Origin of the sequence: Paraburkholderia sacchari, assembly GCF_000785435.2 — a bacterium.
Lineage (GTDB): Bacteria > Pseudomonadota > Gammaproteobacteria > Burkholderiales > Burkholderiaceae > Paraburkholderia > Paraburkholderia sacchari.
The window spans coordinates 807,649-832,914 of the sequence record NZ_JTDB02000002.1 but is presented as its reverse complement, the minus strand read 5'-3'; the positions used below and the strand labels follow the sequence as shown (position 1 = coordinate 832,914).

The following is a 25,266-nucleotide window of genomic DNA, read 5'->3' as shown; positions in this document are numbered from 1 at the left end:
AGCGCGTCGTTAATGACATGACGTGGCCATCATCGGCCACGAACGGATTCGGTGCGCGCCATGTGCTCAACCGCGGCGCGCACCGCTGGTCGGCCGAAATCAGCCGAATTTCGTTGCAAGCCCAACCACCACGGGCCCCATGAGCGGCAACAAGATATTCGACAGCGCATAGGTGATCGTGTAGCCGATCACCGGAATCGAATTGCCGGTCACGCCCACCAGCGCGCTGATTGCCGGCGTGCTGCACTGCTGGCCCGCGATTGCGCCAAGCAGCATGGGGGTTTCGAGCTTGAGGAACATGCGTCCGATCCAGAGGGACATGAGGCCCGGAATCAGCACCATCAAGATGCCGACGAGCGGCAGCGCGAGACCGTATTCGCGCACGAGCTTGATGGCGTCCGGGCCAGCGGAGAGACCCACGGCCGCGATGAAGGTCGCGAGGCCGAAGTCCTTGAGCACCTGCGCCGCCGCCGAAGGCAGCGAGCCGACCACCGGGAAGTGCGAGCGCAGCCAGCCGAAGAACAGGCCCGAGAGCAGGCACCCGCCGCCCGTGCCGAGCTCGAGCGCGACGCCGCCCAGCTTCACGCCGAAGCGGCCGATGATCATGCCCACGAGCACGCCGAGGCCGAGGTAGACGAAGTCAGTCTTCTGGGTCTGCTGGATCACGTAGCCGAGGCGTTTGGCGCCGCGCGCGACGTCGCTGGGCGCGCCGATCAGCGTGAGCACGTCGCCGCGGCGCACCATGGTGCCGGGCAGCGCGGGCACCGCGGTGTCCAGACGCGTGATCGCGCCCACGTAGATGCCGCGCCCTTCTTCGGGCGAAGCGCGCTCGCGCATCTGCGCGAGCGTGAGGCCGTCGGCGTCGCGGCGCGTGAGCATCACGTCCACGCGCTGCGCGAACAGTTTCACGAATCCTTCGCCCGAGACCTCGGCGCCAAGGCTGCCCGACGCCTCCACCACGGCCTCGCGCCGCCCGCCGATGAACACGATGTCACCCGCCTGCAGCACGGCTTGCGCGGCGGCGTCGATCTCCTGCTTGCCGCGCACGATGCGCTCGACCGTGACGTTGTTGCCAAAGCGCGCCTCGAATGCCGAGACCTCGGTGCCCGCCGCCGGCCCCACCTCGAACGCGCGCGCCACGAGCCGCGGCAGCGCGAGCCGCTGGCCTTCGTCGAGCACGCCGTCGCCGCCGAGCTTGCGAAAGAGGCGCGCGGCCTCTTCGCGCAGGTTCACGCGCAAGAGGAGCGGCGCGATCTGGCTCGTGAACAGCACGATGGTGATCAAACCGAAGAGGTAGCTCACGCTATAGGCGGTCACCACGTGCGCCTGCAGCGTGCTCACCTGGGCGTCGCTCAGGCCCAGTTTCGTGAGCGCCTCCGAGGCTGTGCCGATCACCGCAGACTCGGTGGCAGCGCCCGCCAGCAGGCCGGCCGCGGTGCCCGCGTCGAGCTTCATCACGACGACTGCGATCATGATGAGCGTCATGACCGAGACGATCTCGATGATCGAAAGAAGACCATAGCGCCAGCCGCGCCCGATGTTCGCGAAGAACTGCGGGCCGCCCGTGAAGCCGAGCGCGAAGATGAACAACGCAAAGGCCACGTTCTTGAGATCGGGCGAGATGCGCGCGCCCGTCTGACCCAACACGAGCGCGACGATCAGCGTGCCGCATACGCCGCCGAGCGAAATCGGCCCGAAACGGATGGAACCGATCAAATAACCAAGCGCGAGACTGACGAACAGGGCAATCTCGGGCTGCGACTTCAGCAATTCGACGATCATGTCTGGTCTGCCGATTTACGTTTTTAGTTTTCAGAAAAATGCATAAAAAAAACATGCGCGCGGCATGCACATCTCTATTTCCCGTGCTTCGCGACTATTTTGCGCGAAGCACAAAAAAACTTGGCTCGATCGAATCAAGCTTATGTGAAAAACGCAAGACAAAGCCGAAACCAGGCCGTCAACGCGTCGACAATTCGGCAACCGCAGCGCACAAAGGCTGGCAAGACCTGAGCCCTTCGCAGCGTGATAATCCCGCAATGCCATCCACATGACAGGCATGCGGACTGAATTATGCAATTGATTTCGCGATCGGCGTCGATTGCGTGCGCACTGTTCGTTTTGCTGCTCAATACACGCATCTCCGGAAGTTCTATTCCTATACAACAAGTGAAATACCGGCGCCGCTTGAGATAAATATTGCAATTCTTTACAACTGTCAATATTATTTTCCTTCCAATATCGCCACCGCAATCGCACATCAAGGCCGCGCGCCCATTGCCGGACGTTATCCCGGCAATGCCGAACGAAATGCCCTTAACCGGGTAAATGCAATCAGCATACGAGGCGAAATTCCATGAACCAGATACACGCCATGCGCGTCTTCGTCACGGTTGCGCAATCACAAAGCTTTCGCCGGGCCGCGGAGCAACTCGACGTCTCGAATGCCCTGGTCACCCGCTCGGTTGCCATGCTCGAAGCCCATTTGCATACCCGGCTCATCAACCGCACCACGCGCAATCTTTCGCTTACCGAAGCAGGCCAACGCTATCTCGAAGGCTGCCGCAGCGTGCTCGACGAACTGGACCACCTCGAAAATGCGCTCGCGCACACCGAACGCGAGCCCGGCGGCACGCTGCGCGTGGCCGCGGCCAGCATGCTGTCGCTCGGCACGCTCACGTCGCTCATCGATGGCTACCGGCGGCGCTACCCGCGCGTGAACGTGCGCCTCACGCTTGCCGAGCGGCAAATCTCGCTCGTCGAGGACGGCTTCGACGTGGGCATCGTCTCGGCCTCGCCCATGCGCGACGGCGATCCTGATCTCGTCGAGCGGACACTCGGCGTGGCAACGTTCGTGCCATGCGCGTCGCCCGGCTGGCTTGCCGAGCACGGCGAACCGCGCACGCCCTCGCAACTCGCGCGCCACGCGGCGGTCACCCTGCCGCCCGAGGCGCGCAGCGTCACCTGGCAATTCGCAAGACCCGGCGAGCCTGCGCAGCAGGTCACGCTGCGGCCCGCCTATGCCGTCAACAACATGCTGATGGTGCGGCACGCCGCGCTCGCGGGCATGGGCGTGGCTATCGTGCCGGCATCGCTCGTCGCCGAAGACCTGGCCGCCGGCACGCTCGTGCGCCTGTTGCCCGAGTACGAGATCGACGACCCCGAGGCCAACATGTCGATCGTTTATCCGAATCGCCAATATCTGCCTGCGAAAACGCTGCGCTTCGTCGACTACGCCATCGAGCATTTTCAGCGTGAGAGCGGCGCCTCCGGACGAAGCACGGTCACGCCCGCGGCGCTCCCGGCAGCCGGCCACGCCGCTCTGCGGCCCGTGAACGGCACGCTCGGCAACGGTGCGGCGCTGCGGATGTCGAACGGCGTCTGAGGGCTCGCCTCGTGCCGGCTCTATGCAGGGGCGCGAGGCCGTACTGACCCGTCAGCGCTACATCGGCGCTACGTCGGCGCTACGTCGGCGCTACGTCGGCGCTACGTCGGCGTTATGCCGGCCCAGGCGCCGCACCACGCCCATCTTCTTCCAGCCCCACGGCGCCGCACAACTCACGCAGCAGCGGCGCTTCGCGCTGATGCACTTCCACCGGTAGCCACTGCGCGCCCGCCCATGAGAGATAGCGCGCACGATGCTGGCCGTTGCGAAACGCCACCACGCCCTCGTGCGCGAGGCCGAGCCATCCCGTGAGGCCGCCCACGCGCCGCTTCACGATCGTCACGTAGGGCATTTGCGGCACCCGCTCGTTGCGCGGGTCGAGGAATTCGCGGATGCCGCGCACCTTGCCCATATGCCAGTCATCGACGGGCTTGAGCACGTAGTCGGTGTCGTCGCGGTCCGCGCAGACCAGCAGCTTGTACAGATCGACCACCACGACTTCATGACGCGTGCCATCGGTCGCGAAGACGCGCTTCAAACGCACGTGATCGTAGGGATGATGTCCGGGCACCGGCACGATCCAGGAAGGTCCGGACGCGGACTGCAGCTGCGGTGACGGAATCGATGGCATTTCGGTGGGCGTGGACAGAGACGTCTGCGGCATGCGTCAGGCACATCCTCTTGTAGCGATGAAAAGGGGCCTAAGCTACGGGGGATATGTGAATTCTTCGTGACCTGTGCCTCGCGAATGAAGGCTGCCCGCGCACCGGAAAAAGCAGACGAAACACGCATCCGTCGCACGCCGCCAACATCGATCGTTGCTTCTTGAAGGTCGCCGCGCGAGCCGCTAAATTTAAATTCGTCAGTCGCTTCGAGCCCCCCACCGATCGATCGGCTGCCTGCACCGCCCGCACCGAGCGCCGCCAGAATCGCCCATGTCATCTGTTGCACGATGGTGCATTCCCTGGACGAAACATCGCCGCGCACAACCCATGATGCTGCATCAGGGGACCTCCCATGCCGACGGATCGAATCATCCGGTTCGCGGATTTCGAACTCGACGTCGAGCGCTACCAGCTTCGCCGCGCGGGCGAAGCGGTGCGGCTGGAGCGGCTGCCGATGGATCTCCTGATCCTGCTCGCATCGCGCCACGGCGAGTTGATCTCGCGCGCGGACATCGTCGAGCGGCTATGGCACGGCAATCCCTGGCGCGACACCGAGAACGGCATCAACACCGCGATCCGCAAGATCCGCATCGCACTCGCAGACGATCCGGCGCAGCCGCGCCATCTCGTCACGGTGAAAGGCAAGGGCTACCGGCTCGACGGCGCCAGCTTCCCGAACCCGGCCGCCGCCACGGAGCCCAGCGTCGCGCACAACGCCGTGCGCGTGCTGGTGCTGCCGTTTGCAAACCTCACGGGCGACGGCAAGGAAGAGTCGCTGTGCAGCGCGCTCGCCGACGAAATCTCGGCCACGCTCGGCGCGCTCGGCGCGGACCGTCTGCGCATGATCGCGCGCACGACGGCTGCGCGCTATCGCGACACGGCCAAGAGCATCGGCGAGATCGCGCGCGAGCTCAAGCTCGACTATGTGCTCGAAGGCTCGTTCTCGCGCGAAGGGCACAAAGTGCGCATTCTCACGCGCCTGATTCGCTGCGCCGACGAAGTGCAGATCTGGAGCCGCGCGCACGAACCGGTTTCGCAAGGCGCGCTCGACCTCCTCAAGGAGGCCGCCGCGGCGCTTGCGCAGGAACTCGCCTCCAAGCTCTCCGAACAGCAGCGCTCGCTGCTCGCGCGGCGGCTGCCGGTCGACCCCGCGGCGCACGACGCCTATGTGCGCGGGCGTTACTTCTGGTACCGGCGCGTGCATTTCGATGCAGGGTTCTGCGCCCAGCACGGCATCGACGGTGAAGACTTCGCGCGCAGCCGCGCCTATTTCGAAGCGGCGCTCGAGCACGACCCGAACTACGCGCTCGGATACGCCGGGCTCTCGAACTACTACGGGGCGTCGGTCGTGCACGGCCTGTTCGCACCCGACGACGGCTGGCCGATCGCCCGCGCCCTTGCGCAAAGCGCGCTCGAACTCGACCCCGATCTGCCCGAAGCCCATCACGCGCTAGCCGCGGTGCGCTACTTCTTCGACTGGGACTGGCCGCGCGCCGAGGCCGGCTTCAAGGAAGCGCTGCGGCGCAATCCGAGCTACCCGGAAGCGCACCGGCTCTACGCGCGGCTGCTGCTCGCAGCGGGCCGCCATGCCGAAGGCCAGGCCGCGATGGCGCGCGCCGAAAAAATCGATCCGCACGCGTTCCAGGGCTCGCGCGCGTTCAGCATGGTCCTCGCAGGCCAGCACGCGCAAGTCGTGAGTGAATATCTCTCACCGGGACACATGGAACATTCGCCGCTCGTGTACCAGGTGCTGGCAACCGCGTTCGAAGTGAAGAAGCTCTTTGCGCAGGCCGTGGACGCCACCGCGGAAGCGCTCGATTGCTGCAATCTGCCCGCACGCTCGGCGGCCATCCGCATGCATTGGGAAACGGGCGGCTACGACGCGGTGCTGCACTGGTATCTGGACGACCTGCTCGCGCGGCGGCGCAGGCAGTACACTTCGCCCTTGCTGATTGCCGAGGCCTATGCGCGGCTCGCGCAGCCCAACGAGATGTTCCAGTGGCTTGACGCGGCGCTCGCCGAGCGCAGCTCGCGCCTGTGCGAGCTGCGCATGAATCCGTGGTTCCAGCCGTATCGCGCAAGCGGACGCATGCGGCGCATCGAACAGCACATCGGCGACGGCATCACGCACTGAACCGCGCGAAAGCCTCAATCGTAAGTGGTCCTCACAGACACACAAAGGGTGCCTTGTCAGGCACCCTTTGTCGTTGTTCGTCTGTCGGCCACTTCGGCCAGGATTTCGCTTGAGGTCTCTGTTCTCGTCTCAATTGCCGTGATACAGATCGTTGTTCAGACGGTCGCGCTCACCCGACTTGATCGAGCGTTCCAGATCCTGATACACCTGCGCATGCGACATCGATAGCGGCGCCCCCGCGGCGCTATTGGTCATGGGCATGCCGCCCACGTCCTGCGAAGCCGACGGCGCGCCCTGTGACGGATCGGACGACGTATCGGCAAGCGCGATTCCTGCGAAGAAAGCGGCCGAGCAGGCCACTGCGATGCGTACTGTGTTCAGCGTGTTCATGTCATCGCTCCAGGAGAACAGCGCATGCACCCCACCCGCCATGCGCAACGCGGACGAAACCAGTAGTCCCCCCGCCAAGCTGAAGAACGGGCATTGCACCAGATAACGCGCACTGGATCGTAGGCCAATGGTGCGGCCCGCCAGCGGGGTGCACCATGGACGCAACCTGAAGAAATCGTCAAGGTCACCCGCAGCAGGACGCTGTTACGTAAGACGAACGCAAGCCGCACGGAACGCTCGCGACGCGGCGCTCTCACCCGTAGTAGGATCTCGCCCGATGAAAACCATCTTCACCCGCGACTTCCTCGCACTGATCCTGAGCGTGGCCGTGGTCGGCCTTGGTTCCGGCGCGACCCTGCCGCTCACCGCCCTCGCCCTCACCGATGCCGGCTACGGCACCGCCATCGTCGGTTTGCTGACCGCCGCGCAAGCGTTCGGCGGGCTGCTCGTGGTGCCGGCCACGGCGTGGATCTCCACGCGCTTCGGCTCGCGCCAGGTGATCGTGGGTTCGGTGCTTGCCGCCGCCGTCGCCACCGCGCTCATGCAGTTCAACGCAAACCTGTGGCTCTGGGCGCTCTTGCGCATGGTCTGCGGCGCGGCGCTGATGCTGCTCTTCACCATCAGCGAAGCATGGGTCAACGAACTCGCCGACGACACCAATCGCGGCCGCGTGGTCGGCATCTACGCGACCACCTTCACGCTGTTTCAGATGTCCGGCCCGGTGCTGGTGAGCCAGATCGCAGGATTCACGGCGTGGCGCTTCGCGATCTGCGGCGCGATCTTCCTCGTCGCACTGCCGACGCTCGCTGCCATCCGCACGACCGCGCAGACCACCGACCTGCACGAACCGCACGGCAGCTGGCGCCATATCCTGCCGAAGATGCCCGCGCTCGTCGTCGCCACGGGGTTCTTCGCGCTCTTCGACACGCTCGCGCTCTCGCTCTTGCCGCTCTTCGCGATGGGCCACGGCATCGACAGCGAAACGGCGGTGCTATTCGCCTCGGTCGTGCTGCTCGGCGACACCACCATGCAGTTCCCCATCGGCTGGCTCGCCGACCGGCTCGGCCGCGAACGCGTGCACGCGCTGATGGGCGTGCTCGTGGCGGTGCTCTTGCCGTTGCTGCCATTGGCCGTCGCGACGCCGTGGCTGCGCTGGCCGCTGCTGTTCGTGCTGGGCGCGGCGGCGGGGTCGATCTATACGCTCGCCATCGTGGCGTGCGGCGAGCGCTTCGAGGGCGTGGCGCTCGTATCGGCAAGCGCGCTCGTGAGCGCCTCGTGGAGTGCGGCGAGCTTCGGCGGACCGATCGTCACCGGCGCGCTGATGGAGCACGCGGGCCAGGACGCCATGCTGTGGGTGCTGTTCGCGTGCGCGCTGGTGTTGCTCGGAACGCTGCGCTGGGAACGCGCGCGCGGGATCGTGCGCGCGAAGGCTTGATAAGCCGGTGCCAACGCCAACCCGGCGTCGGCGCGCTTACCTCATGACTTCAACGCCGGCAAAATCTTGCCGACACACTCGCCGAACCCCACGCGATAACCGTCGCCCTGGCACCAGCCCGCGAGCGTGAGTTCGTCGCCGTCTTCGATGAAGGCGCGCGTGCCGCCGCCCTTCAATTCAAGCGGATTCTTGCCGTTCCACGTGAGTTCGAGCAGGCTGCCGAACGAGTCGGGCGTGGGACCCGAGATCGTGCCCGATCCCATCAAATCGCCCACGCGCGTGTTGCACCCGGCCACCGTGTGATGCGCGAGCTGCTGCGCCATCGTCCAGTACATGTGGCGGAAATTCGTGCGCGAAATCGAGGTGGCCTCGCCTGCCGCTTCGGGGCGCAGCAGCACTTCGAGCGCAATGTCGAACGCATGGTCGCCCGCGTGACGCAGATAGTCGAGCGGCCGCGGCTCCTGCGCCGGCTGCGCGACGCGAAACGGCTCCAGCGCATCGAGCGTCACGACCCACGGCGAGATCGTGGTGGCAAAGCCCTTCGAATTGAACGGCCCGAGCGGCACGTACTCCCACTGCTGGATATCGCGCGCGCTCCAGTCGTTGAGCAGCACCATGCCGAAGATATGCGCCTCGGCGTCCTCGCACGCGATCGGCTCACCCAGCGCATTGCCGCGCCCGACGATGAAGCCCGTCTCCAGTTCGATGTCGAGCTTGCGGCACGCGCCGAACACCGGACGCTCCTGATCGGGCAGCTTCAGCTGGCCATTGGGGCGGCGCACCGGCGTGCCGCTCACCACCACCGACGAAGCGCGCCCGTTATAGCCGATCGGCATCTCGGACCAGTTCGGCAGCAGCGCATTCTTCGGATCGCGAAACATCGATCCCACATTCGTCGCGTGCTCCTTCGACGAATAGAAGTCCGTATAGCCGGGAATCTCCACGGGCAGATGCAGCTTCGCATCGGCGAGCTTCACGAACGCGCGCTGGCGCAGACCCGCATCGTCGCGCAACGTGACGCCGCTCGTCGTGTCGCGCGCAAGCAGCGACGAAAGCTGCACGCGCACGCTGCGCCACGCATCGCGGCCGAGCGCAATGAAATCGTTCAGCGCGGCACGCGCGAAGACGTTCTCGGCCCCCGAGGATCCGGCCGGCACGCGCAGCAATCCGGCCTCGTGCAGCACTGCGAGGTCCACGACCGAGTCGCCGATCGCCACGCCCACGCGCGCGCGCTCCTGGCTTGCCGTGCTGAACACGCCGAATGGCAGGTTCTGGATCGGGAAATCACAGGCGGCATCGTTGGCGCTTTCGACCCAGCTCTTGCGCTGCGGATCGAGCGTTGCCTGCAGATCGGCGGGAATGGGGTTGCTGGGGTTGCTCATTGCTGCTCCGGATTGAAGTTTTTCTTGAGGCCTTGCCAGCACTCGTAGTAATGCGCCTGCAGTTGCGCCGTTTCGAGCGCGAAGCGCGTCGGGCGAATCAGCGTGCGGGTCTCGAACATGAACGCCATCGTGTCGGCGACCTTGTTCGGTTTGGTCGTATCGATGCTCGAAGCCTTCTCGAAGGTCTCGGCGTCGGGGCCGTGGCCTGTCATGCAGTTGTGCAGGCTCGCGCCGCCCGGCACGAAGCCCTCGGCCTTCGCGTCGTACACCCCGTGCACGAGGCCCATGAATTCGCTCGCGACGTTGCGGTGGTACCAGGGCGGACGGAAGGTGTTCTCGGCCGCGAGCCAGCGCGGCGGGAAGATCACGAAGTCGATCGCGTCGACGCCCGGGGTGTCGGTCGGCGACTGCAACACGAGGAAAATCGACGGATCCGGATGGTCGAAGCTGATCGAGCCGATGGTGTTGTAGCGGCGCAAGTCGTACTTGTACGGCGCGTAGTTGCCGTGCCAGGCGACCACGTCGAGCGGCGAATGGCCGATGTCGGCGCGCCAGAGCTCGCCATTCAGTTTCGTCACCAGCTCGAACTGCCCTTCGCGGTCTTCATAGGCCGCGCGCGGCGTGAGGAAGTCGCGCGGATTCGCCAGGCCGTTCGAACCGATCACGCCCAGGTCGGGCAGACGCAGCAGCGCGCCGAAGTTTTCGCAGATATAGCCGCGCGCCTCGAAGTCGGGCAACTCGACCGTGAAGCGCACGCCGCGCGGAATCACCGCGATCTCGAACGGCTCGACGTCGAGGCGGCCCATCTCCGTGCGGATGGCGAGGCGCCCCTGCTGCGGGACGATCAGCAGCTCGCCGTCGGTGTTGTAGAAGAAGCGGCCGGTCATCGGGCGGTTTGCCGCGTACAGATGAATCGCGCAGCCGCTCATCGAGGCGGCCGAGCCGTTGCCGGCCATCGTCACCCAGCCTTCGATGAAATCGGTCGGCTCCGTGGGCATCGGCAGCGGATCCCAGCGCAACTGGTTCGGCGGCGTGGGCGGCACAGCACCGAAATCGGCGACGAGGCGCGGCGCGCGGCCTTTGTCGCCTTCGACGCCAACGCCGCTCGCGCGCGCCGCAAGCGGCGTGAACGGCTGATGCACCGCGCCGGGCCGGATGCGATAGAGCCACGTGCGGCGATTGTGTGCGCGCGGCGCGGTAAAGGCCGTGCCCGAAAGCTGCTCGGCATAGAGGCCATAGGCGCAGCGCTGCGGCGAATTCTGGCCTTCGGGCAAGGCCCCGGGCAGCGCCTCGGTGGCGAACTCATTGCCAAAGCCGCTCATGTAGCGGACGGTTGCCGCGTCCGATCCGCTTTTCTCTACTCCCGCCTGGGTTAAGTCCCGCAAGGGTGCGTTCATCACTGTCTCTCCACGTTTTACCGGCGAAACTCGCCGCGAGATTTACGAATAGTAAAACGGATTATGATTAGTGAAATTACATGTAAACCCTGATATTCCCCGGCGGGCTTCGGAATTGCGCCCTGGCATGGATATCGTTATCACTAATCGGTGCATGCCGAAGCGCCCGGGGCTGCTACCATCAAGCCATGCGGCCCTGTTGTCGCGATAAAACCAATCGGCGCGGGCCGCCCGCGCATTCCCCGTTACGCCACATTCATCGCGTCATGATCGCCCCAACCATTCCCGAGCTCGTCGCCCGTGCAGCCAACCACCCATTTCTCGGCGAGCACCTCGCGATGGGCACCGGCACGCGTCACGCCCAGGCCGTCGCGCACCGCAATGGCGTGGAGATTTTGAGCGCCTACGAGCCGATCTACGACATCAGCGTGCACGGCGGCGCGCAATCGCTCACGGCGGATCTCACATTGGCTTCGCGCTTCGGCGACGAACTCGGCTTCCAGGCGGTGACGCTGCGCGAGGTGGACGGCAAAACCGAACCCTTCGATCCGTTCGCCGCCACGGTCGACGACCCCGAGCTCGTCGCGCTCGACCGCTGCGTGCGCGCGCTCCACGCCATCAACTTTCTCGGCTCGCAGCAGCATGGGCTGCTATTTCTGCGCGTGCACGAGCGACTGCTCAAGAGCGTGAAGTACGATCACGGGCGGCACTTTTCGAATGTGCTGGTTTCGTTCGGGCTGAACCCGGGGCGTGTGGTGATTGAATTGCCGGCGGCGGCGGTCGCGCACCGGACTTTTGTCGGCTATCTGACGAAGAGCTATCAGCGCTATGGGTTCAAGGTGGCGGGCAATTTGCCCAACGCGGGGCAGATTCTGTCCGTGTCGGACATGGCGCGGCTCGACTTCCTGAAGATGGATGCGAGCGCGGCGCTGCGCGATTCGATGGTCAAGCCGCTGGTGAGCTACGCGGCGCGGCTGCGCATTCCGCTGATCTTCAATCGCGTGGTGGACGCCCCACAGTTCGAGCAGTTGCAGCAGTACGACGTGCGCTTCGTGCAAGGGCCCGTGTTCGCCACGCAGCACAGCGCGGCGTAGTGCGGCGTAGTGCGGCGTAGTGCGGCGTAGTGCGGCGTAGTGCGGCGCAGGGCGGATACGGAGAGGGCTGCGGGGACCTAAAGGCTGACGGGTTCTTGCTCCAGCTCCACGCCGAAGCGCTCGAACACGTCACTGCGGATCGCCTGGGCCAGTTCGAGGATATCGCTGCCGGTGGCGCCGCCGAGATTCACGAGCACGAGCGCCTGCCGCTCATGCACGGCCGCTGCGCGCAGCGTGCGGCCTTTCCAGCCGCATTGATCGATCAGCCAGCCCGCGGCGAGCTTCACGCGGCCATCCGACTGCGGATACGAGACGATGCGCGGCTCGCGCACGACGAGCGAGTCGAACTGCTGCGCGTCGATCACCGGATTCTTGAAAAAACTACCTGCATTGCCGAGCGTGAGCGGATCGGGCAGCTTCGCACGGCGCACCGCGACCACGGCGTCGAATACGTCGCGCGCGCACCGCGCCTCGGACAGCCCGCGCTGCGCAAGCTCGCGCGCAAGGTCGGCGTAACCGGCGTTGGGCCGCCACGCCTTCGGCAAACGGAAGGTCACCGAGGTAATCAGGAAACGGTCGCGCCCTTCCTGCTTGAAAAAGCTGTCGCGATAGCCGAAGCGGCAATCGGCGGAATCGAACTCGTACGGCGTGCCCGACTCGATCTCGATCGCGCGCACGCTCGCGCAGCGCTCGGCCATTTCCAGTCCATACGCGCCGATGTTCTGAATCGGCGCCGCGCCCACGGTGCCCGGAATCAGCGCGAGGTTTTCGAGGCCCGGCATGCCCGCTTCGAGCGTCCACGCCACGAAGTCGTGCCAGTTCTCCCCGGCGCCGGCTTCGACGTACCAGGCGTCGCCATCCTCGCGCGTCACGCGCTTGCCCGCCAGCGCGACGAGCAGCACGAGGCCGTCGAAGTCGCGCGTGAGCACGACGTTGCTGCCGCCGCCCAGCACCAGCGTGCGCAGGCCCTGGGCGCGCGGATCGCGCAAAGCGTCGGCCATATCGGCCTCGCTCTCGATACGGCAGGCGAAGCGCGCGCGCACGTCAAAACCGAAGGTGTTGTGCTCACGCAGCGGGTAGCCGGCGGCGAACCACACAGGGGACGAAACGGCGGACGTGGCAGAAGCAGGCATCGAGGACGGATGTGACACGAAAAGATCGGAGACGGAGCCGAAAGAACGGGCGGTGAAAACGAACGAGGCAAAAACGACGCAAACCGGAAAACTCAAACCCGCTCAAACCCGCTGAAACCCGCGCGACGCGAAGCGCAGGCACGCGGGCTGCGAGGTCCCCGGCACGCAACGCCGCGCAGCCTTGGGCAAACGCGGCGGCGCCGGTAAAATGGCGTCGGTCCGTGATTATAGCGAGTACAGGGCGCCGCACCGGCGAGCCCCGCTGCGGCCCGCGAGCCGCACAATACGCGCCGCTCGCGCACCACTCGCACTTTTGGGAGAAAGCAATGCCATCGTTTGACGTCGTCAGCGAAGCCAACATGATCGAAGTAAAGAACGCCGTCGAGCAATCCAACAAGGAGATCTCCACGCGCTTCGACTTCAAGGGCTCGGATGCGCGCGTCGAGCAAAAGGAACGCGAACTGACCGCGTTCGCCGACGACGATTTCAAGCTCGGCCAGGTCAAGGACGTGCTGGTGTCGAAAATGGCCAAGCGCAACGTGGACGTGCGCTTCCTCGACTACGGCAAGATTGAGAAGATCGGCGGAGACAAGGTCAAGCAGGTTATCACCGTGAAGAGGGGTGTCTCGGGCGACCTCGCGAAGAAAATCGTCAAGCTCGTCAAGGACAGCAAGATCAAGGTTCAAGCCAGCATCCAGGGCGACGCCGTGCGCGTAGCCGGCACCAAGCGCGACGATCTGCAAAGCGTGATTGCCATGCTGCGCAAGGACGTGACCGATACCCCGCTCGACTTCAATAACTTCCGCGACTGATTCGTCGCGCCTGGCCGCGTTTTTGCGGCCGTTTTTGCGTCCGTTTCTGCATCTTTTCACCCACGGCTGCCTCCGATTCCTTCGAGCGCGCGTTTGGGTTCGACGGGCGCATCCGCACCACTCCTGTCAGGTTTCCTGCGCGCACAAGGCGGGCGGCTTCTTGCGCGGCCGCCCGCCCTTGCGCCCGTTCGCACGGGCCGCGGCGGCCTTGGCCGGCGAGGTGACGGAACCCATGCCGCGCGCGAGCTCGCGCATCCACGCCTTCGACCCATAGACGCCTTGCAACAACCCCGGCGCCCAGACCAGCAGATCGAGCCGGGGAAAGTAGACCGACTGCCCGCCGCCCCAAATCTCGACCTCCGCAAGCTGCGCGGCCGTGGGCGGCGTTTCGAGCATCTGGAAGTCCTGAATGAGCCCGATGGGCACCGCAATGCTCACGCCGTTCGCGAACGCGACCTCGAGCTTGCGATGCGTGCGGCTGTACCGCGCGGCAACCGCGACCGGACTTTCCTGTGCCGCCCGGGTCGCGGCTTCGAACTGCTCGTGGTTGATGTCGACCATGTTTGCATTCTCCATGCTGCGATCCTTTGCCATTCCCTGCACAGGCGCCCGATTTCCGGTTCGATCGCGCCGGCAAGTCGCGCGACCTCGTAATGCGCGAGCACGAAGCGCTCACGCAACGCCAGCGGGCCCGCTGGGCAGTTGAGATTGAAGACACACGAGCCCTGCGGACTCACGAGATGAACATGCGCGGGCGAATGGTCGTTGGGAAAGATAACCACGCGGGCGCCGGGTACGCGAAGGACTGTGGGCATGGCTCCGATAATAACCTAACGTTGGGTTTCCGAAATGCCCCGCGAACGCGCGGGACACGTAATCGTTTGCACCAGATCAATCGTGTGCTGGATTCGAGCCGACATCCAATTCCGGGTCGACACGCAATGACCTGAGCAAGCATAAGGGGCATAGCTTCGCGAGTAACCTCGGCCAATCGGCATAGGCACGCTCGAAGCCAATGGCGAGACCGGGCGCGCGGCTAGCGGCGCGCGGCTAGCGGCGCGCGGCTAGCGTCAACGCGCCGGCGAAAAAAAACGGCGCCGTAGCGCCGTCCCTTTCCTGCCGTTCTCCCGCACGCCTCCCGCGATTTTGGCGGCGTGCTCAATCGAGCCTGAACTGCCCCACCGTCTGCGCGAGGTTCGCGGCCTGCCCGCGCAGCGCGGCGGCAGCGGCCGTCGACTGCTCGACGAGCGCCGCATTCTGCTGAACCATCTCGTCAAGCTGGCTCACCGCGCGGTTCACTTCCTGGATGCCGCGCGTCTGCTCGCCGGCCGCCTGGGTCACTTCGGAAATGATGGTGGTCACGTTCGATACGTTCGCGACGATCTCGTCCATCGTCTCGCCAGCGCGGCGCACGAGTTGCGAGCCCGAATTCACGCTAGCCACCGTCGACTCGATCAACCCCTTGATCTCGCGCGCAGCCTGCGCGCTGCGCTGCGCGAGGCTGCGCACCTCGCCCGCCACGACCGCGAAGCCGCGCCCCTGCTCACCGGCGCGCGCGGCCTCCACCGCCGCGTTCAACGCGAGAATGTTGGTCTGAAAAGCAATGCCGTCGATCACGCCGATGATGTCGGCGATCTTCACCGAGGCGTGCTCGATCGCGCCCATCGTGTCGACCACGTCCGAAATCACCGCGCCGCCGCGCGAGGCCACCGCCGAGGCCGACGACGCCGTCACGTCCGCCTGCTGCGCCGCGTTGGCGGACTGCGCCACCGTCGCCGTGATCTGCTCCATCGAGGCCGCCGTTTGCTGGAGGCTCGCCGCCGCAGACTCGGTGCGGCCCGAGAGATCGACGTTGCCTGCGGCGATCTCGTCGCTCGCGGTGCGCACCGATTCGCTCGCGTCGCGGATCTGGCGCATCACGTCGCGCAGCTTGTCCATGAACGCGTTGAACGCGCGCGCGATCTGCGCGACTTCGTCGTTGCCCGCCGCGGGCAGGCGCTGCGTGAGATCGCCCTCGCCCTTGCCGATGGCGTCCATCGCATCGCGCACGCGCGAGAGGCGCTGGAACGACACCGCCGTCACCGCACCGACCACCAGCGCCGCCGCCACCGCGATCACCACCAGCGCGGCGAGCGAGGCCGTGAGAAGCGAGCGCATGCCGGCCGTGGCTTCGGCGCGGTCGAGCGCAACCACCACGCGCCAGTCCGTGCCCGCGATCGGCTGCGCGCGCATCAACCGGGCGTCGCCGCCTGCTTCGACCACCAGCGGCACGCGAGCCGCGAACAGCGCGGCCAGCTTGTCGCCCGTGAGCGCGGGCGCGATTTCGGTAACGGGCTTGAGCGTGAGCTTCGGGTCGTTGTGCGCGACGATCTGGCCTGCGCTATCGATCAGCATGCCGAAGCTCGCGGGCGTCGGACGAATCGAGCGCACGTTGGCGATCACGCCGTCCATGACGACGTCGCCGGAAACCACGGCCTTCACGGCGCCCTCGCGGATCACGGGCTGCGCGAACGACACCACGAGCTTGCCCGTGGCCGCATCCACGTATGGCGCGGTCACCACGCCCTTGCCCGCCGCTACCGCCTGCTGGTACCAGGGCCGGCCGGTCGGATCGTAATCGGCGGGAATGCCGGCGTTGTCTGCGAACTTCGCGCTCTTGTCGGGGTAGCCCACATAGACGTCCAGGAAGCCGCCGGCCGCGGCGACCTGCTTGAGCATGGGCACGGGATCGGGTTGCAGCGCCGCGTCCTGCAGCGAATCGATCATGTGCGCATGGCTCGCGACCCATTCGCCGATACCCTGGGCGTGGCTGTCCTCGACGGCCGTGAGCGTGGCGTCGATCGAATCCTGGTTGTGCGAGTTGGCAACGATGTAGTCGAGAGCCGTGTTGGCCGCCAGCGCAACGACGACGATAACGACGCATAGCGCGACGATGCGCGCCCGAATGGTGGTGAACATAGAACGAAAGGCGCCGTGTAGATGAGTGAATCGAGCTGCGGTATCGATCTGCGATACCTGCGGCAAAAAACGATGATCCACGCGTTTACGGCGTCCGGCGCCCAAGACTTGAGTCCGGTTTATCGGGGCGCGAGCACCAAAAGGCGGCCCCTCCCCGACTTATTTGCTTGCAGCGGCTTTCTTCTTGTCGCCGATACGGCTTTCAGTGCCGCTCACGAGCTTCGAGATATTGGTCCGATGGCGCCAGAACAGCAGCACGCTCATCGCGAGAATCGCGAGCGCCATCACGTGCGCGCCGAACATGAGCACGCAAAAGAACGGTGCGAACACGGCGGCCGCGAGCGCCGCCAGCGACGAGTAGCGCGTGAAGAACGCGACGATCAGCCAGGTGAGCAGCGTGGCGCCGCCCAGCACCGGGCTCACGGCGAGCAGCACGCCGGCTGCGGTCGCCACGCCCTTGCCGCCCTGGAAGCGGAAGAACACCGGATAAAGGTGGCCGAGGAACACGGCAATGACCGACACGGCGACGGCCGTCTCGCCCAGACCGAAACGCGGCCCGAAGCGCATCGTGAGCCAGACCGCGAGCCAGCCCTTGAACGCGTCGCCGATCAGCGTGAGGATGGCGGCCTTCTTGTTGCCGCTGCGCAGCACGTTGGTCGCGCCCGGGTTGCCGGAGCCATAGGAGCGCGGGTCGTCGAGGCCCATGACGGCGCTCACGACCACGGCAAACGAAATCGAGCCGATCAGATAGGCAGCAACGGCAACAAACAGGTTGTACATGCACGAAACCCGAAGGAAGAAAAACAAAGCGCGGCGACCCGGTGCGGATAAACAGGGTTGCGCGCGCGAAGACGCTCATTCTACCGAAGCGCGGGCGGCTCTTGCCGCCACCCCAGGGCAATCAGGGAAAGCGGCGCGCGTACTGCGCGCGTCCAGGCATTGGCTCTGGCCTTATTCAACGCTCGCGCACTGGACCGGCTTGGCGCCCAACAACGTCGTGAGCGCCGCGGGCGCGAGGCTCACGAGATAGCCGCGCCTGCCGCCGTTGAGCCAGATCTGGTCGAGTTCGAGAATGCTCGATTCGACGTACACGGGCATCGTCTTCTTCGTGCCGAACGGCGAGGTGCCGCCCACGAGGTAACCCGAGTGGCGATTCGCGACTTCGGGCTTGCAGGGCTCGACGCGCTTGGCGCCGATCTGCCGCGCGAGGTTCTTGGTGGAGACCTTGCGGTCGCCGTGCATGAGGACGATCAGCGGCTTCGCGTGCTCGTCCTCCATCACGAGGGTCTTGACGACGCGATGCTCGTCCACGCCGAGCTGGCGCGCGGATTCGCCCGTGCCGCCATGCTCGACGTACTCGTAGGGATGCTCGCCGAACGCGACGCCCGCGCGGCGCAGCATCTGCGTGGCGGGCGTTTCGGAGACGTGTTTCGATTTGCTCATGGCGCGCATTTTAATGTGCAACGGGGTCCGGCGGTGGCGTTGCATGTGCCGTTGCGCGCCCGCTCCCCGGCACCCTACCCGCGCGGATGATGCGCCTCGTGCAGTTGCCGCAGGCGCTCGCGCGCGACGTGCGTATAGATCTGCGTCGTGGAGATGTCGCTATGGCCGAGCAGCAGTTGCACCACGCGCAGGTCCGCGCCGTGATTGAGCAAATGCGTGGCGAACGCGTGGCGCAGCGTGTGCGGCGAAAGCGGCGCGTGCACGCCCGCGTTGAGCGCGTGGCGCTTGATGATGTTCCAGAACTGCTGGCGCGTCATGCCCTCGGCGCGCGCGGTGACAAACAGCGCATCGGCCGGGCGCGCGCCAAGCAGCTCGGGCCGCGCCTCGCGTAGATAACGGGTGATCCATGCCGCTGCCTCTTCTCCGAACGGAATCAGGCGCTCCTTCGAGCCCTTGCCGAGCACGCGCACGACGCCTTCGTTCAGGCCCACCTCGACGGTCTTGAGCGTCACGAGCTCGGTCACACGCAGGCCGCTCGCGTACATCAGTTCGAGCATCGTGCGGTCGCGCAGGCCGAGCGGCGTGGTCACGTCGGGCGCGTTCAGGAGCGCTTCGACCTGCGCCTCGGTGAGCGTCGACGGAAAACGCGGCGCCTGCTTCGCCGAGCGCACGCGCACGGTCGGATCCACGCTCACGCGCCGCTCGCGCAGCGCCCAGCCGTAGTAGCGCCGGAATACCGAAAGACGCCGGTTAGCCGAAGTCGATTTGTCGTCCTTGCGGCGCGCGCTGTAGGCGAGCAGATCGTCCTCGCGCACCGCGTCGAGACCATGCGAGCGCGCGTGCGCGAGCCACTCGGCAAACAAACGCAGATCGCGCCGGTAGGCGTCGAGCGTATTGCGCGAGAGGCCATGCTCGAGCCACATGGCGTCGCAGAAGGTGTCGATGGCGAGCAGGCTCGCGCAAAGCGCCTGCGCGGAGGCTGGAGCAAGCGCGGGCGCTTCGGCTTCCTGCGTGCCGGTGGTCATAGGGTGGTTACGCCTTCATGGTTGAGCAGCCAGCGCTTCACGTCGCGAAAGAAGCCGTCGCCGCCATGATGCGCGAAGCCGCCGATGCCGCTCGCCGACACCACGCGGTGGCACGGAATCACGATCGGAAAAGGATTCGAGCCGCACGCCTGTCCCACCGCGCGCGCGCTGATGCTGCCGATGCGCTTCGCAAGCGTGCCGTAAGTGAGCACCTCGCCCGCGCCGATCGCGCTAATGCCGTCCCACACGCGGCGCTGAAACGCGGTGCCGAGCGGCGCGAGCGGCAAGTCGAAGTCCGCTTGCGCGCTCGCGAAATAGCGCGTGATCTGCGCGACCGCGCGCTCGGCGAGCGGGCAATTGGGCGCGAGCGCACGCGTGGATTCGGGCAGATAGACGATCTCGCGCACCGCGCCATCGCCGGTGCGAATGCCGACCTTGCCGAACGGCGCTTCGATTACTGCGTTGAACATCGCGTCTTCTCCTTGCTTCGATCGCATGCAAGCCCAATGCAAGCGCCAGTCTAAGCCGCTTCCAGCGCCCATTGCACATGCTCGCGCACGAGCGCGGAAGCATCGTGCTCGCGTGCGCGCAACGCCGCCACGATCGCCGCCCGGCCTTCCTGCCGATCCAGCCCTTCCTCGCTATCGCGCGGCGCGCGCAGCGCATTGCCCATCGCCACGGCGATATTGCGCAGCCACGCCTCGTGGCCGATGCGGCGGATCGCGCTGCCCTGCATGCGCTCGTCGAACTGCTCGGCGCTCCAGCCGAAAAGCTCGACGAGACTCGCGCGGTCGAGCCCGTGGCGCACATCGAAATCCGCAACCGGCGCGGCTTGCGCGAACTTGTTCCACGGGCACACGAGCTGGCAGTCGTCGCAGCCATAGACACGATTGCCGATCAGCTCGCGCAATTCCAGGGGAATGCTGCCCTTCAATTCGATCGTCAGATAGGAAATGCAGCGCCTCGCGTCGACGCGGTACGGCCCGACGATCGCCCCCGTCGGGCATGCGCCGATGCAGCGCGTGCAGCTGCCGCAATGCGCGCCGGGCTGCTCGGGCGCTTGCGAGACGCGATCGCGCGCGTCGTGCGTATTTTCCGCATCGGTGGGCAACGGCACGTCCACGTAGATTTCGCCGAGAAAGAACAGCGAGCCCGCATCGCGCTGCAATAGCAAAGTGTGCTTGCCGCGCCAGCCGATGCCGGCCTTTTGCGCAAGCTCGACTTCGAGCACCGGCGCCGAATCGGTGAACACGCGAAAGCCAAACGCGCCGATCTCGGCCTCGATGCGCTCGGCCAGTTGCTGCAGCCGCGCGCGCAGCACCTTGTGATAGTCGCGGCCGCGCGCGTAGATCGACACCACGGCCGCGTGCGGGTCGCCCAGACGCGCGCGTTCGTGCTGCCGCCAGCTATCCGAAAGCGCTTTGTCGGCCAGCGTTGCGGCGGGCAAATAGGCCATGCGCGCGGTGATGACGCGTCGCGTACCGGCCACAAGCTCTGCGGGCCGCGCGCGTTTCATCCCATGTTTGGCCATATAATCCATCTCGCCATGGCAGCCTGCTTCGAGCCACGCAGCAAGGCCCGCCTCGGCATGAGATAGATCGGTGTCGCTGATGCCGATCGCACCGAACCCCAGCTCGCGTCCCCATGCGCGGATGCGATCCGCGAGCGCGGCCAGCGCCGCTTCGTCGAGCGGCGCGGGCGAATTCGCCGGCGTCTCGACCGGCACGCGCTCATCGACCGAATCGGGCACTTCGTGCGTTTCCTGCGTTCTGTCGTGCATCGGGTTCGAAGGGGAATGCGAGGGATTCATTACGCTATTTTACGAGAATGCCCGGAACACCCGACATGCCCGGACACGACCACGCGAGCCTGCCTGGCGCGCCCATTCTGCTCGAACGCCGCTTCGAGCTCGCGGATGAAACCGCCACCGATGCGTTCGGCGCGCGCTTCGCGCACGCGTTCGAAAGTCAGCGCACGCAAGAATCCGGCCAAAACGGTTTGCATGTGCAGCTGTTCGGCGACCTGGGCGCGGGCAAGACCTCGCTCGTGCGCGCCGCGCTGCGCGCGCTCGGCCATGCCGGACGCGTGCGCAGCCCGACCTATACGCTCGTCGAACCCTACACGGTGGCCACCGCGAGCGGGGAACTCCAGCTCTATCACTTCGATCTCTATCGTTTCAGCGACCCGGCCGAATGGGCCGACGCCGGCTTTCGCGAATATTTCGCGCAAGGGGCGGTGTGTCTCGTCGAATGGCCGCAACGCGCCGGCGGCCTGCTCGGCGTGCCGGACCTCGTGTTCCATCTCGAACCGGGTCCGTACGGTGAAGGCCGCGTGCTCACCGCGTACGCATACAGCGCATCAGGAAAGGCATGTCTAGAAAGATGTTAATCAAACCGTTCCGCTCGATCGAATCCGCGGCCACCGCCACCCACAACTGGCGGCGCAGGCAGATTCTGAAAGCGGGCGCATCCACGCTGATGCTCGGCCTCTCGGTCGCCGCGCCGCGTCTCGCGTGGGCAGCTTCGGTGATCGGCGTGCGCGTGTGGCCCGCGCGCGACTACACGCGCGTCACCATCGAGTCGGATCAGCCGCTGCAGAACTCGCAGCAATTGCTGCAAGGCCCCGACCGGCTCGTCGTCGATTTGAACGGCCTTGACCTCGACGACGCGCTCAAGAATCTCGTCTCCAAGATCACGCCGAACGATCCGCAGATCCAGGCCGTGCGCGTGGGCCAGTATCAGCCGCACGTGGTGCGCATGGTGTTCGACCTCAAGGGCTCGGTCAAGCCGCAGGTCTTCAATCTGCAGCCCGTGGGTTCGTACAAGTACCGGCTCGTGTTCGACCTCTATCCGGCGGTCGCGCCCGATCCGCTCATGGACCTGCTCGCGCAGACCGAGCGCAAGCAGCAGCAGCTCGATTCGCACGAAGCGATGGGCAACCAGGTGCCGCCCGCGCCGCCCTCCACGCTCGCGGGCCCCAACAGCCCGCCCGTGCACGACAACAGCGATGCCTTTTTCGAGCGCTACGCGCAAAACGATGCGGGCTCGAACGCTGCTGGCACGCCGGCAACGCCGTCCTCGCCGCGCCCGACGGCGCCGCCCGCAGTGCCGCCTGCCGTGCCGCCCGCGACGATCCTGTCGCGCCCGAAGCCCGCGCCGAAGCCGCCCGTCATCGCGCAGGATGACGACAACGGAGCGGCCGACGACAACTACGGTTTCACCACGCCGAAATCCAGCAAGGGCGGCACCACGCGTCTCCTGACGGTGGCGATCGACCCTGGCCACGGCGGCGAGGACCCCGGCGCAATCGGCGGCGCAGGCACGTACGAAAAGCACATCGCGCTCGACATCGCGAAGAAGCTGCGCATGAAGATCGACGCGCAGCCCAACATGCGCGCGATGATGACGCGCGACGCCGACTTCTTCGTACCGCTGAACGTGCGCGTGCAGAAAGCGCGCCGCGTGGGCGCCGATCTGTTCGTGTCGATCCACGCCGACGCGTTCACCACGCCGGACGCGCGCGGCTCGTCGGTGTTCGCGCTTTCCGAGCACGGCGCGTCGAGCGCGGCCGCGCGCTGGATGGCGACCAAGGAGAACTCGTCGGACCAGATCGGCGGGATCAACGTGAAGACGGCGGACGCGTCCGTGAACCGGGCGCTCTTCGACATGTCGACCACGGCGCAGATTCGCGATTCGCTGCGTTACGGCGGCTTCGTGCTCAACGAGGTCGGCTCGATCAACAAGCTGCACAAGGGCTCGGTCGAGCAGGCGGGCTTCGCGGTGCTCAAGGCGCCCGACATTCCGTCGATCCTCGTGGAGACGGCTTTCATCAGCAATCCCGAGGAAGAGCAGAAGCTCAACGACAACGCCTATCGCGACAAGATGGCGAACGCCATCCTCAAGGGCATCATGCGCTACTTCGCGGCGAATCCGCCGCTCGCGAAGAGCCGGATGACGTAAGACCGATCGAATTGCCGCTCGCTTCCGAATTCTGAAGCGAGCGGCGCACGATCCCGCTCAGGAGCGCACGGCCAGCATCGCCGCGAGCCGCGCCCCGATCCTCCCGCCAAACACATTCACGGCCAGCCCGGCCATCACGAGCGCCGCGCCGCCGATCTGCACGGCGGAAAGGCGCTCGCCGAGCAGCAGCGCCGCGGCCGCCAGTCCGACAATCGGCACGAGCAGCGAAAACGGCGCGACCTGGCTTGCCGGATACTTCGAGAGCAGCCGGCTCCAGAGGCTGTAGCCGAGTATCGTGGCCACGAACGCGAGATAGACGATAGCGCCGATCGAATCGACGCCGATGCCCCCGAGCGCCGCCTCGATGCGCTGCGGCCCCTCGACGAAGAACGAAAGCGCGAGAAACGGCAGCGGCGGAATCAGGCTCCCCCACACCACGAGCCCGACGAGATCCACCTTCCCCGCCTTCTTCGTGACGATGTTGCCGAGCGCCCACATGCAGGCCGAGCACAGCGTGAGCAGGAAGCCGGCCACGGTCATCGCCTGCGCGCCCGAGCCCGCCGCCGCGGAAGACGATTGCAGGCCGATCACCGCCAGCCCGCACGCCGCGATCAGCAGGCCGAACACGTTCTGCGCGCGAAAGCGCTCGCCAAGGAAAATCGCCGCGAACACGAGCGTGAAGAACGCCTGCGCCTGCAGCACGACCGAGGCGAGCCCGGCGGGCATGCCCACGTACATGGCCGTGAAGAGAAACACGAACTGGCCGAACGAGATCGTCGCGCCGTAAGCGAGCAGCCAGCGCAGCGGCAATTTCGGGCGCTTGACGAACAGCACCGCGGGAAACGCCGCCAGCATGAAGCGCAGCGCGCCCAGCAGCAGCGGCGGCACGCCATGCAGTCCCACCTTGATCACCACGAAATTCACGCCCCACGCGAGTACGACCACGAGCGCACTCAGCAAGTCCTTCGGTGACATCTCCGGCTCCGCCTATTGTTCAGTCGAAACCGCGAGTTTACCGGCCTGCGCGCGCGCGTGCTCGCGGACCTCGCGGCGCACCGGCGAGCCCGGCGTTAGAATGAGCGCCTGCTCGCGCGCTGCACCCCTCGCGCTGCCCTCCGCCGTGCCTTTATTCGTGCCGTCCGACCCATCAAGGAAGCGTTCATGTCCTCATCGATCAAAGCGGTTCTCAAGCCCCATCAGCGCGACATCGGCAATCTCTATGTACGCCGCGTGCTGCCCGCGATGGCCGCGCGCCTCGTCGGCCCGTTCATCTTCTTCGATCACATGGGGCCAGCCACGCTCGCGCCCGGCGCCGGTGTCGACGTGCGCCCGCATCCGCATATCGGCCTCGCCACCGTTACCTATCTGTTCGACGGCGCGCTCATGCATCGCGACAGCATCGGCTCGGCGCAGAAGATCGTCCCCGGCGACGTCAACTGGATGACGGCCGGGCGCGGCATCGTCCATTCGGAGCGCACACCCGACGAAGCGCGCCAGACCGGCCTCACCATGCACGGCATCCAGACCTGGGTGGCGCTGCCGCTCGAGCACGAGGACACCGAGCCGTCGTTCTTCCATCACGCCGCCGACACGCTGCCGAACCTCGAGCGCAACGGCGTCTCGATGCGCGTGATCGCGGGCACGGCGTTCGGCGCGACCTCGCCCGTCGCAACGTTCTCCGGCACGCTCTACGTGGCCGCCGACTTCGCGCCGGGCAGCGCCATCGCGCTCGACGCCGAGCACGAGGAGCGCGGCGTCTATCTCGTCGAAGGCGACCTGTCGATCGACGGCACGCCGCTCGAGCAGTACACGATGGCCGTGCTGGAACCGGGCGAAACCGTCACGCTCGCGAGCACCAGCGGGGCACGCGTGATGCTGCTCGGAGGCGAGAAGCTCGCGGGCGAGCGCTTCATCGAATGGAATTTCGTCGCCAGTTCGCGCGAGAAGATCGAGGCCGCCAAGGACGCGTGGACGCGCCAGGAAATGGGGCACGTCCCCGGCGAAACCGAATGGATTCCGCTGCCCGAAAAGAAACCGCGGGATTGAAGCGCGCC

At 66.1% G+C, this 25,266-nt stretch carries 23 protein-coding genes; 9 read left to right on the top strand and 14 right to left on the bottom strand.

Features of this window, described 5'->3' with window-relative positions; translation table 11 throughout:
• Positions 1-99: 99 nt before the first annotated feature.
• Entirely contained in the window at positions 100-1,782 is a 1,683-nt protein-coding gene (aspT, locus tag NH14_RS10505) for an aspartate-alanine antiporter (RefSeq protein ID WP_035526702.1), read from the bottom strand.
• Between the two features lie 323 nt (positions 1,783-2,105).
• Between aspT and NH14_RS10500 the strand changes: the two genes are divergently transcribed.
• Both NH14_RS10500 and NH14_RS10495 read left to right on the top strand, forming a co-directional pair.
• Entirely contained in the window at positions 2,106-2,360 is a 255-nt protein-coding gene (locus NH14_RS10500) for a hypothetical protein (RefSeq protein ID WP_152617149.1), read from the top strand.
• A complete protein-coding gene (locus tag NH14_RS10495; RefSeq protein WP_084225430.1) occupies positions 2,357-3,385 on the top strand; it encodes a LysR family transcriptional regulator in 1,029 nt (342 codons plus the stop codon). The genes NH14_RS10500 and NH14_RS10495 overlap by 4 nt, the downstream gene beginning before the upstream one ends.
• A 112-nt stretch (positions 3,386-3,497) precedes the next feature.
• On the opposite strand, the gene NH14_RS10490 is transcribed toward NH14_RS10495, so the two are convergent.
• Positions 3,498-4,049 (bottom strand): plasmid fertility inhibition factor family protein, encoded by a 552-nt coding sequence (locus NH14_RS10490; protein WP_052148064.1) that lies wholly within the window; start codon positions 4,047-4,049, stop codon positions 3,498-3,500.
• 353 nt (positions 4,050-4,402) lie between these two features.
• On the opposite strand from NH14_RS10490, the gene NH14_RS10485 reads away from it, so the two are divergent.
• Positions 4,403-6,184, top strand: coding sequence for a winged helix-turn-helix domain-containing protein (locus NH14_RS10485; RefSeq protein ID WP_035526705.1), 1,782 nt, complete (start codon positions 4,403-4,405; stop codon positions 6,182-6,184).
• Between the two features lie 129 nt (positions 6,185-6,313).
• Here NH14_RS10485 and NH14_RS10480 read toward each other — a convergent pair whose 3' ends face one another.
• Entirely contained in the window at positions 6,314-6,574 is a 261-nt protein-coding gene (locus NH14_RS10480) for a hypothetical protein (protein WP_152617150.1), read from the bottom strand.
• A gap of 277 nt (positions 6,575-6,851) precedes the next feature.
• Here NH14_RS10480 and NH14_RS10475 point away from each other — a divergent pair, with 277 nt between their 5' ends.
• Positions 6,852-8,009: an MFS transporter gene (locus NH14_RS10475; RefSeq protein ID WP_035526710.1), complete on the top strand. Its 1,158-nt coding sequence runs from the start codon at positions 6,852-6,854 to the stop codon at positions 8,007-8,009.
• 41 nt (positions 8,010-8,050) lie between these two features.
• On the opposite strand, the gene fahA is transcribed toward NH14_RS10475, so the two are convergent.
• Together fahA and hmgA are read right to left on the bottom strand one after the other, a co-directional pair.
• Complete coding sequence (gene fahA, locus NH14_RS10470) at positions 8,051-9,391, bottom strand: fumarylacetoacetase (RefSeq protein ID WP_035526712.1); 1,341 nt, start codon at positions 9,389-9,391, stop codon at positions 8,051-8,053.
• The gene (gene hmgA / locus NH14_RS10465; protein ID WP_052148065.1) at positions 9,388-10,713 is read right to left on the bottom strand and encodes a homogentisate 1,2-dioxygenase; all 1,326 of its coding nucleotides are present in this window, start codon (positions 10,711-10,713) and stop codon (positions 9,388-9,390) included. Before hmgA ends, fahA begins: the two co-directional genes overlap by 4 nt.
• A 341-nt stretch (positions 10,714-11,054) precedes the next feature.
• On the opposite strand from hmgA, the gene NH14_RS10460 reads away from it, so the two are divergent.
• Positions 11,055-11,882 (top strand): EAL domain-containing protein, encoded by an 828-nt coding sequence (locus NH14_RS10460; protein ID WP_035526714.1) that lies wholly within the window; start codon positions 11,055-11,057, stop codon positions 11,880-11,882.
• Positions 11,883-11,959: 77 nt separating this feature from the next.
• Here NH14_RS10460 and murB read toward each other — a convergent pair whose 3' ends face one another.
• Complete coding sequence (murB, locus tag NH14_RS10455; RefSeq protein ID WP_407947134.1) at positions 11,960-13,033, bottom strand: UDP-N-acetylmuramate dehydrogenase; 1,074 nt, start codon at positions 13,031-13,033, stop codon at positions 11,960-11,962.
• Positions 13,034-13,341: 308 nt separating this feature from the next.
• On the opposite strand from murB, the gene NH14_RS10450 reads away from it, so the two are divergent.
• Positions 13,342-13,827 (top strand): YajQ family cyclic di-GMP-binding protein, encoded by a 486-nt coding sequence (locus NH14_RS10450; protein ID WP_035526718.1) that lies wholly within the window; start codon positions 13,342-13,344, stop codon positions 13,825-13,827.
• 126 nt (positions 13,828-13,953) lie between these two features.
• Here NH14_RS10450 and NH14_RS10445 read toward each other — a convergent pair whose 3' ends face one another.
• The 7 genes from NH14_RS10445 to queG all read right to left on the bottom strand — a co-directional run bounded on the left by NH14_RS10445 (position 13,954) and on the right by queG (position 21,033).
• Positions 13,954-14,403: a DUF2442 domain-containing protein gene (locus NH14_RS10445; RefSeq protein WP_035527030.1), complete on the bottom strand. Its 450-nt coding sequence runs from the start codon at positions 14,401-14,403 to the stop codon at positions 13,954-13,956.
• A 582-nt stretch (positions 14,404-14,985) separates the two neighbouring features.
• On the bottom strand, positions 14,986-16,785 hold the full coding sequence (locus NH14_RS10440) for a methyl-accepting chemotaxis protein (protein ID WP_035526720.1): 1,800 nt from the start codon (positions 16,783-16,785) through the stop codon (positions 14,986-14,988).
• Positions 16,786-16,944: 159 nt separating this feature from the next.
• On the bottom strand, positions 16,945-17,565 hold the full coding sequence (gene plsY, locus NH14_RS10435; protein ID WP_035526722.1) for a glycerol-3-phosphate 1-O-acyltransferase PlsY: 621 nt from the start codon (positions 17,563-17,565) through the stop codon (positions 16,945-16,947).
• A 171-nt stretch (positions 17,566-17,736) separates the two neighbouring features.
• Complete coding sequence (gene ybaK / locus NH14_RS10430) at positions 17,737-18,228, bottom strand: Cys-tRNA(Pro) deacylase (RefSeq protein WP_035527033.1); 492 nt, start codon at positions 18,226-18,228, stop codon at positions 17,737-17,739.
• Between the two features lie 74 nt (positions 18,229-18,302).
• On the bottom strand, positions 18,303-19,253 hold the full coding sequence (gene xerD, locus NH14_RS10425; RefSeq protein ID WP_035526724.1) for a site-specific tyrosine recombinase XerD: 951 nt from the start codon (positions 19,251-19,253) through the stop codon (positions 18,303-18,305).
• Positions 19,250-19,723 carry a methylated-DNA--[protein]-cysteine S-methyltransferase gene (locus NH14_RS10420; RefSeq protein WP_035526726.1) on the bottom strand — a complete coding sequence of 158 codons (474 nt, stop codon included), beginning with the start codon at positions 19,721-19,723 and terminating at the stop codon, positions 19,250-19,252. Before NH14_RS10420 ends, xerD begins: the two co-directional genes overlap by 4 nt.
• Before the next feature lie 50 nt (positions 19,724-19,773).
• Positions 19,774-21,033 carry a tRNA epoxyqueuosine(34) reductase QueG gene (gene queG / locus NH14_RS10415; RefSeq protein ID WP_084225434.1) on the bottom strand — a complete coding sequence of 420 codons (1,260 nt, stop codon included), beginning with the start codon at positions 21,031-21,033 and terminating at the stop codon, positions 19,774-19,776.
• 65 nt (positions 21,034-21,098) lie between these two features.
• On the opposite strand from queG, the gene tsaE reads away from it, so the two are divergent.
• A complete protein-coding gene (tsaE, locus tag NH14_RS10410; protein WP_035527039.1) occupies positions 21,099-21,641 on the top strand; it encodes a tRNA (adenosine(37)-N6)-threonylcarbamoyltransferase complex ATPase subunit type 1 TsaE in 543 nt (180 codons plus the stop codon).
• On the top strand, positions 21,623-23,212 hold the full coding sequence (locus tag NH14_RS10405) for an N-acetylmuramoyl-L-alanine amidase (protein ID WP_035526728.1): 1,590 nt from the start codon (positions 21,623-21,625) through the stop codon (positions 23,210-23,212). Before tsaE ends, NH14_RS10405 begins: the two co-directional genes overlap by 19 nt.
• Before the next feature lie 57 nt (positions 23,213-23,269).
• Here the strand turns inward: NH14_RS10405 and NH14_RS10400 are convergent, their stop codons facing one another.
• Positions 23,270-24,187 carry an EamA family transporter gene (locus tag NH14_RS10400; RefSeq protein ID WP_035526731.1) on the bottom strand — a complete coding sequence of 306 codons (918 nt, stop codon included), beginning with the start codon at positions 24,185-24,187 and terminating at the stop codon, positions 23,270-23,272.
• 186 nt (positions 24,188-24,373) lie between these two features.
• On the opposite strand from NH14_RS10400, the gene NH14_RS10395 reads away from it, so the two are divergent.
• Complete coding sequence (locus NH14_RS10395) at positions 24,374-25,258, top strand: pirin family protein (protein WP_035526733.1); 885 nt, start codon at positions 24,374-24,376, stop codon at positions 25,256-25,258.
• Positions 25,259-25,266: the final 8 nt, after the last annotated feature.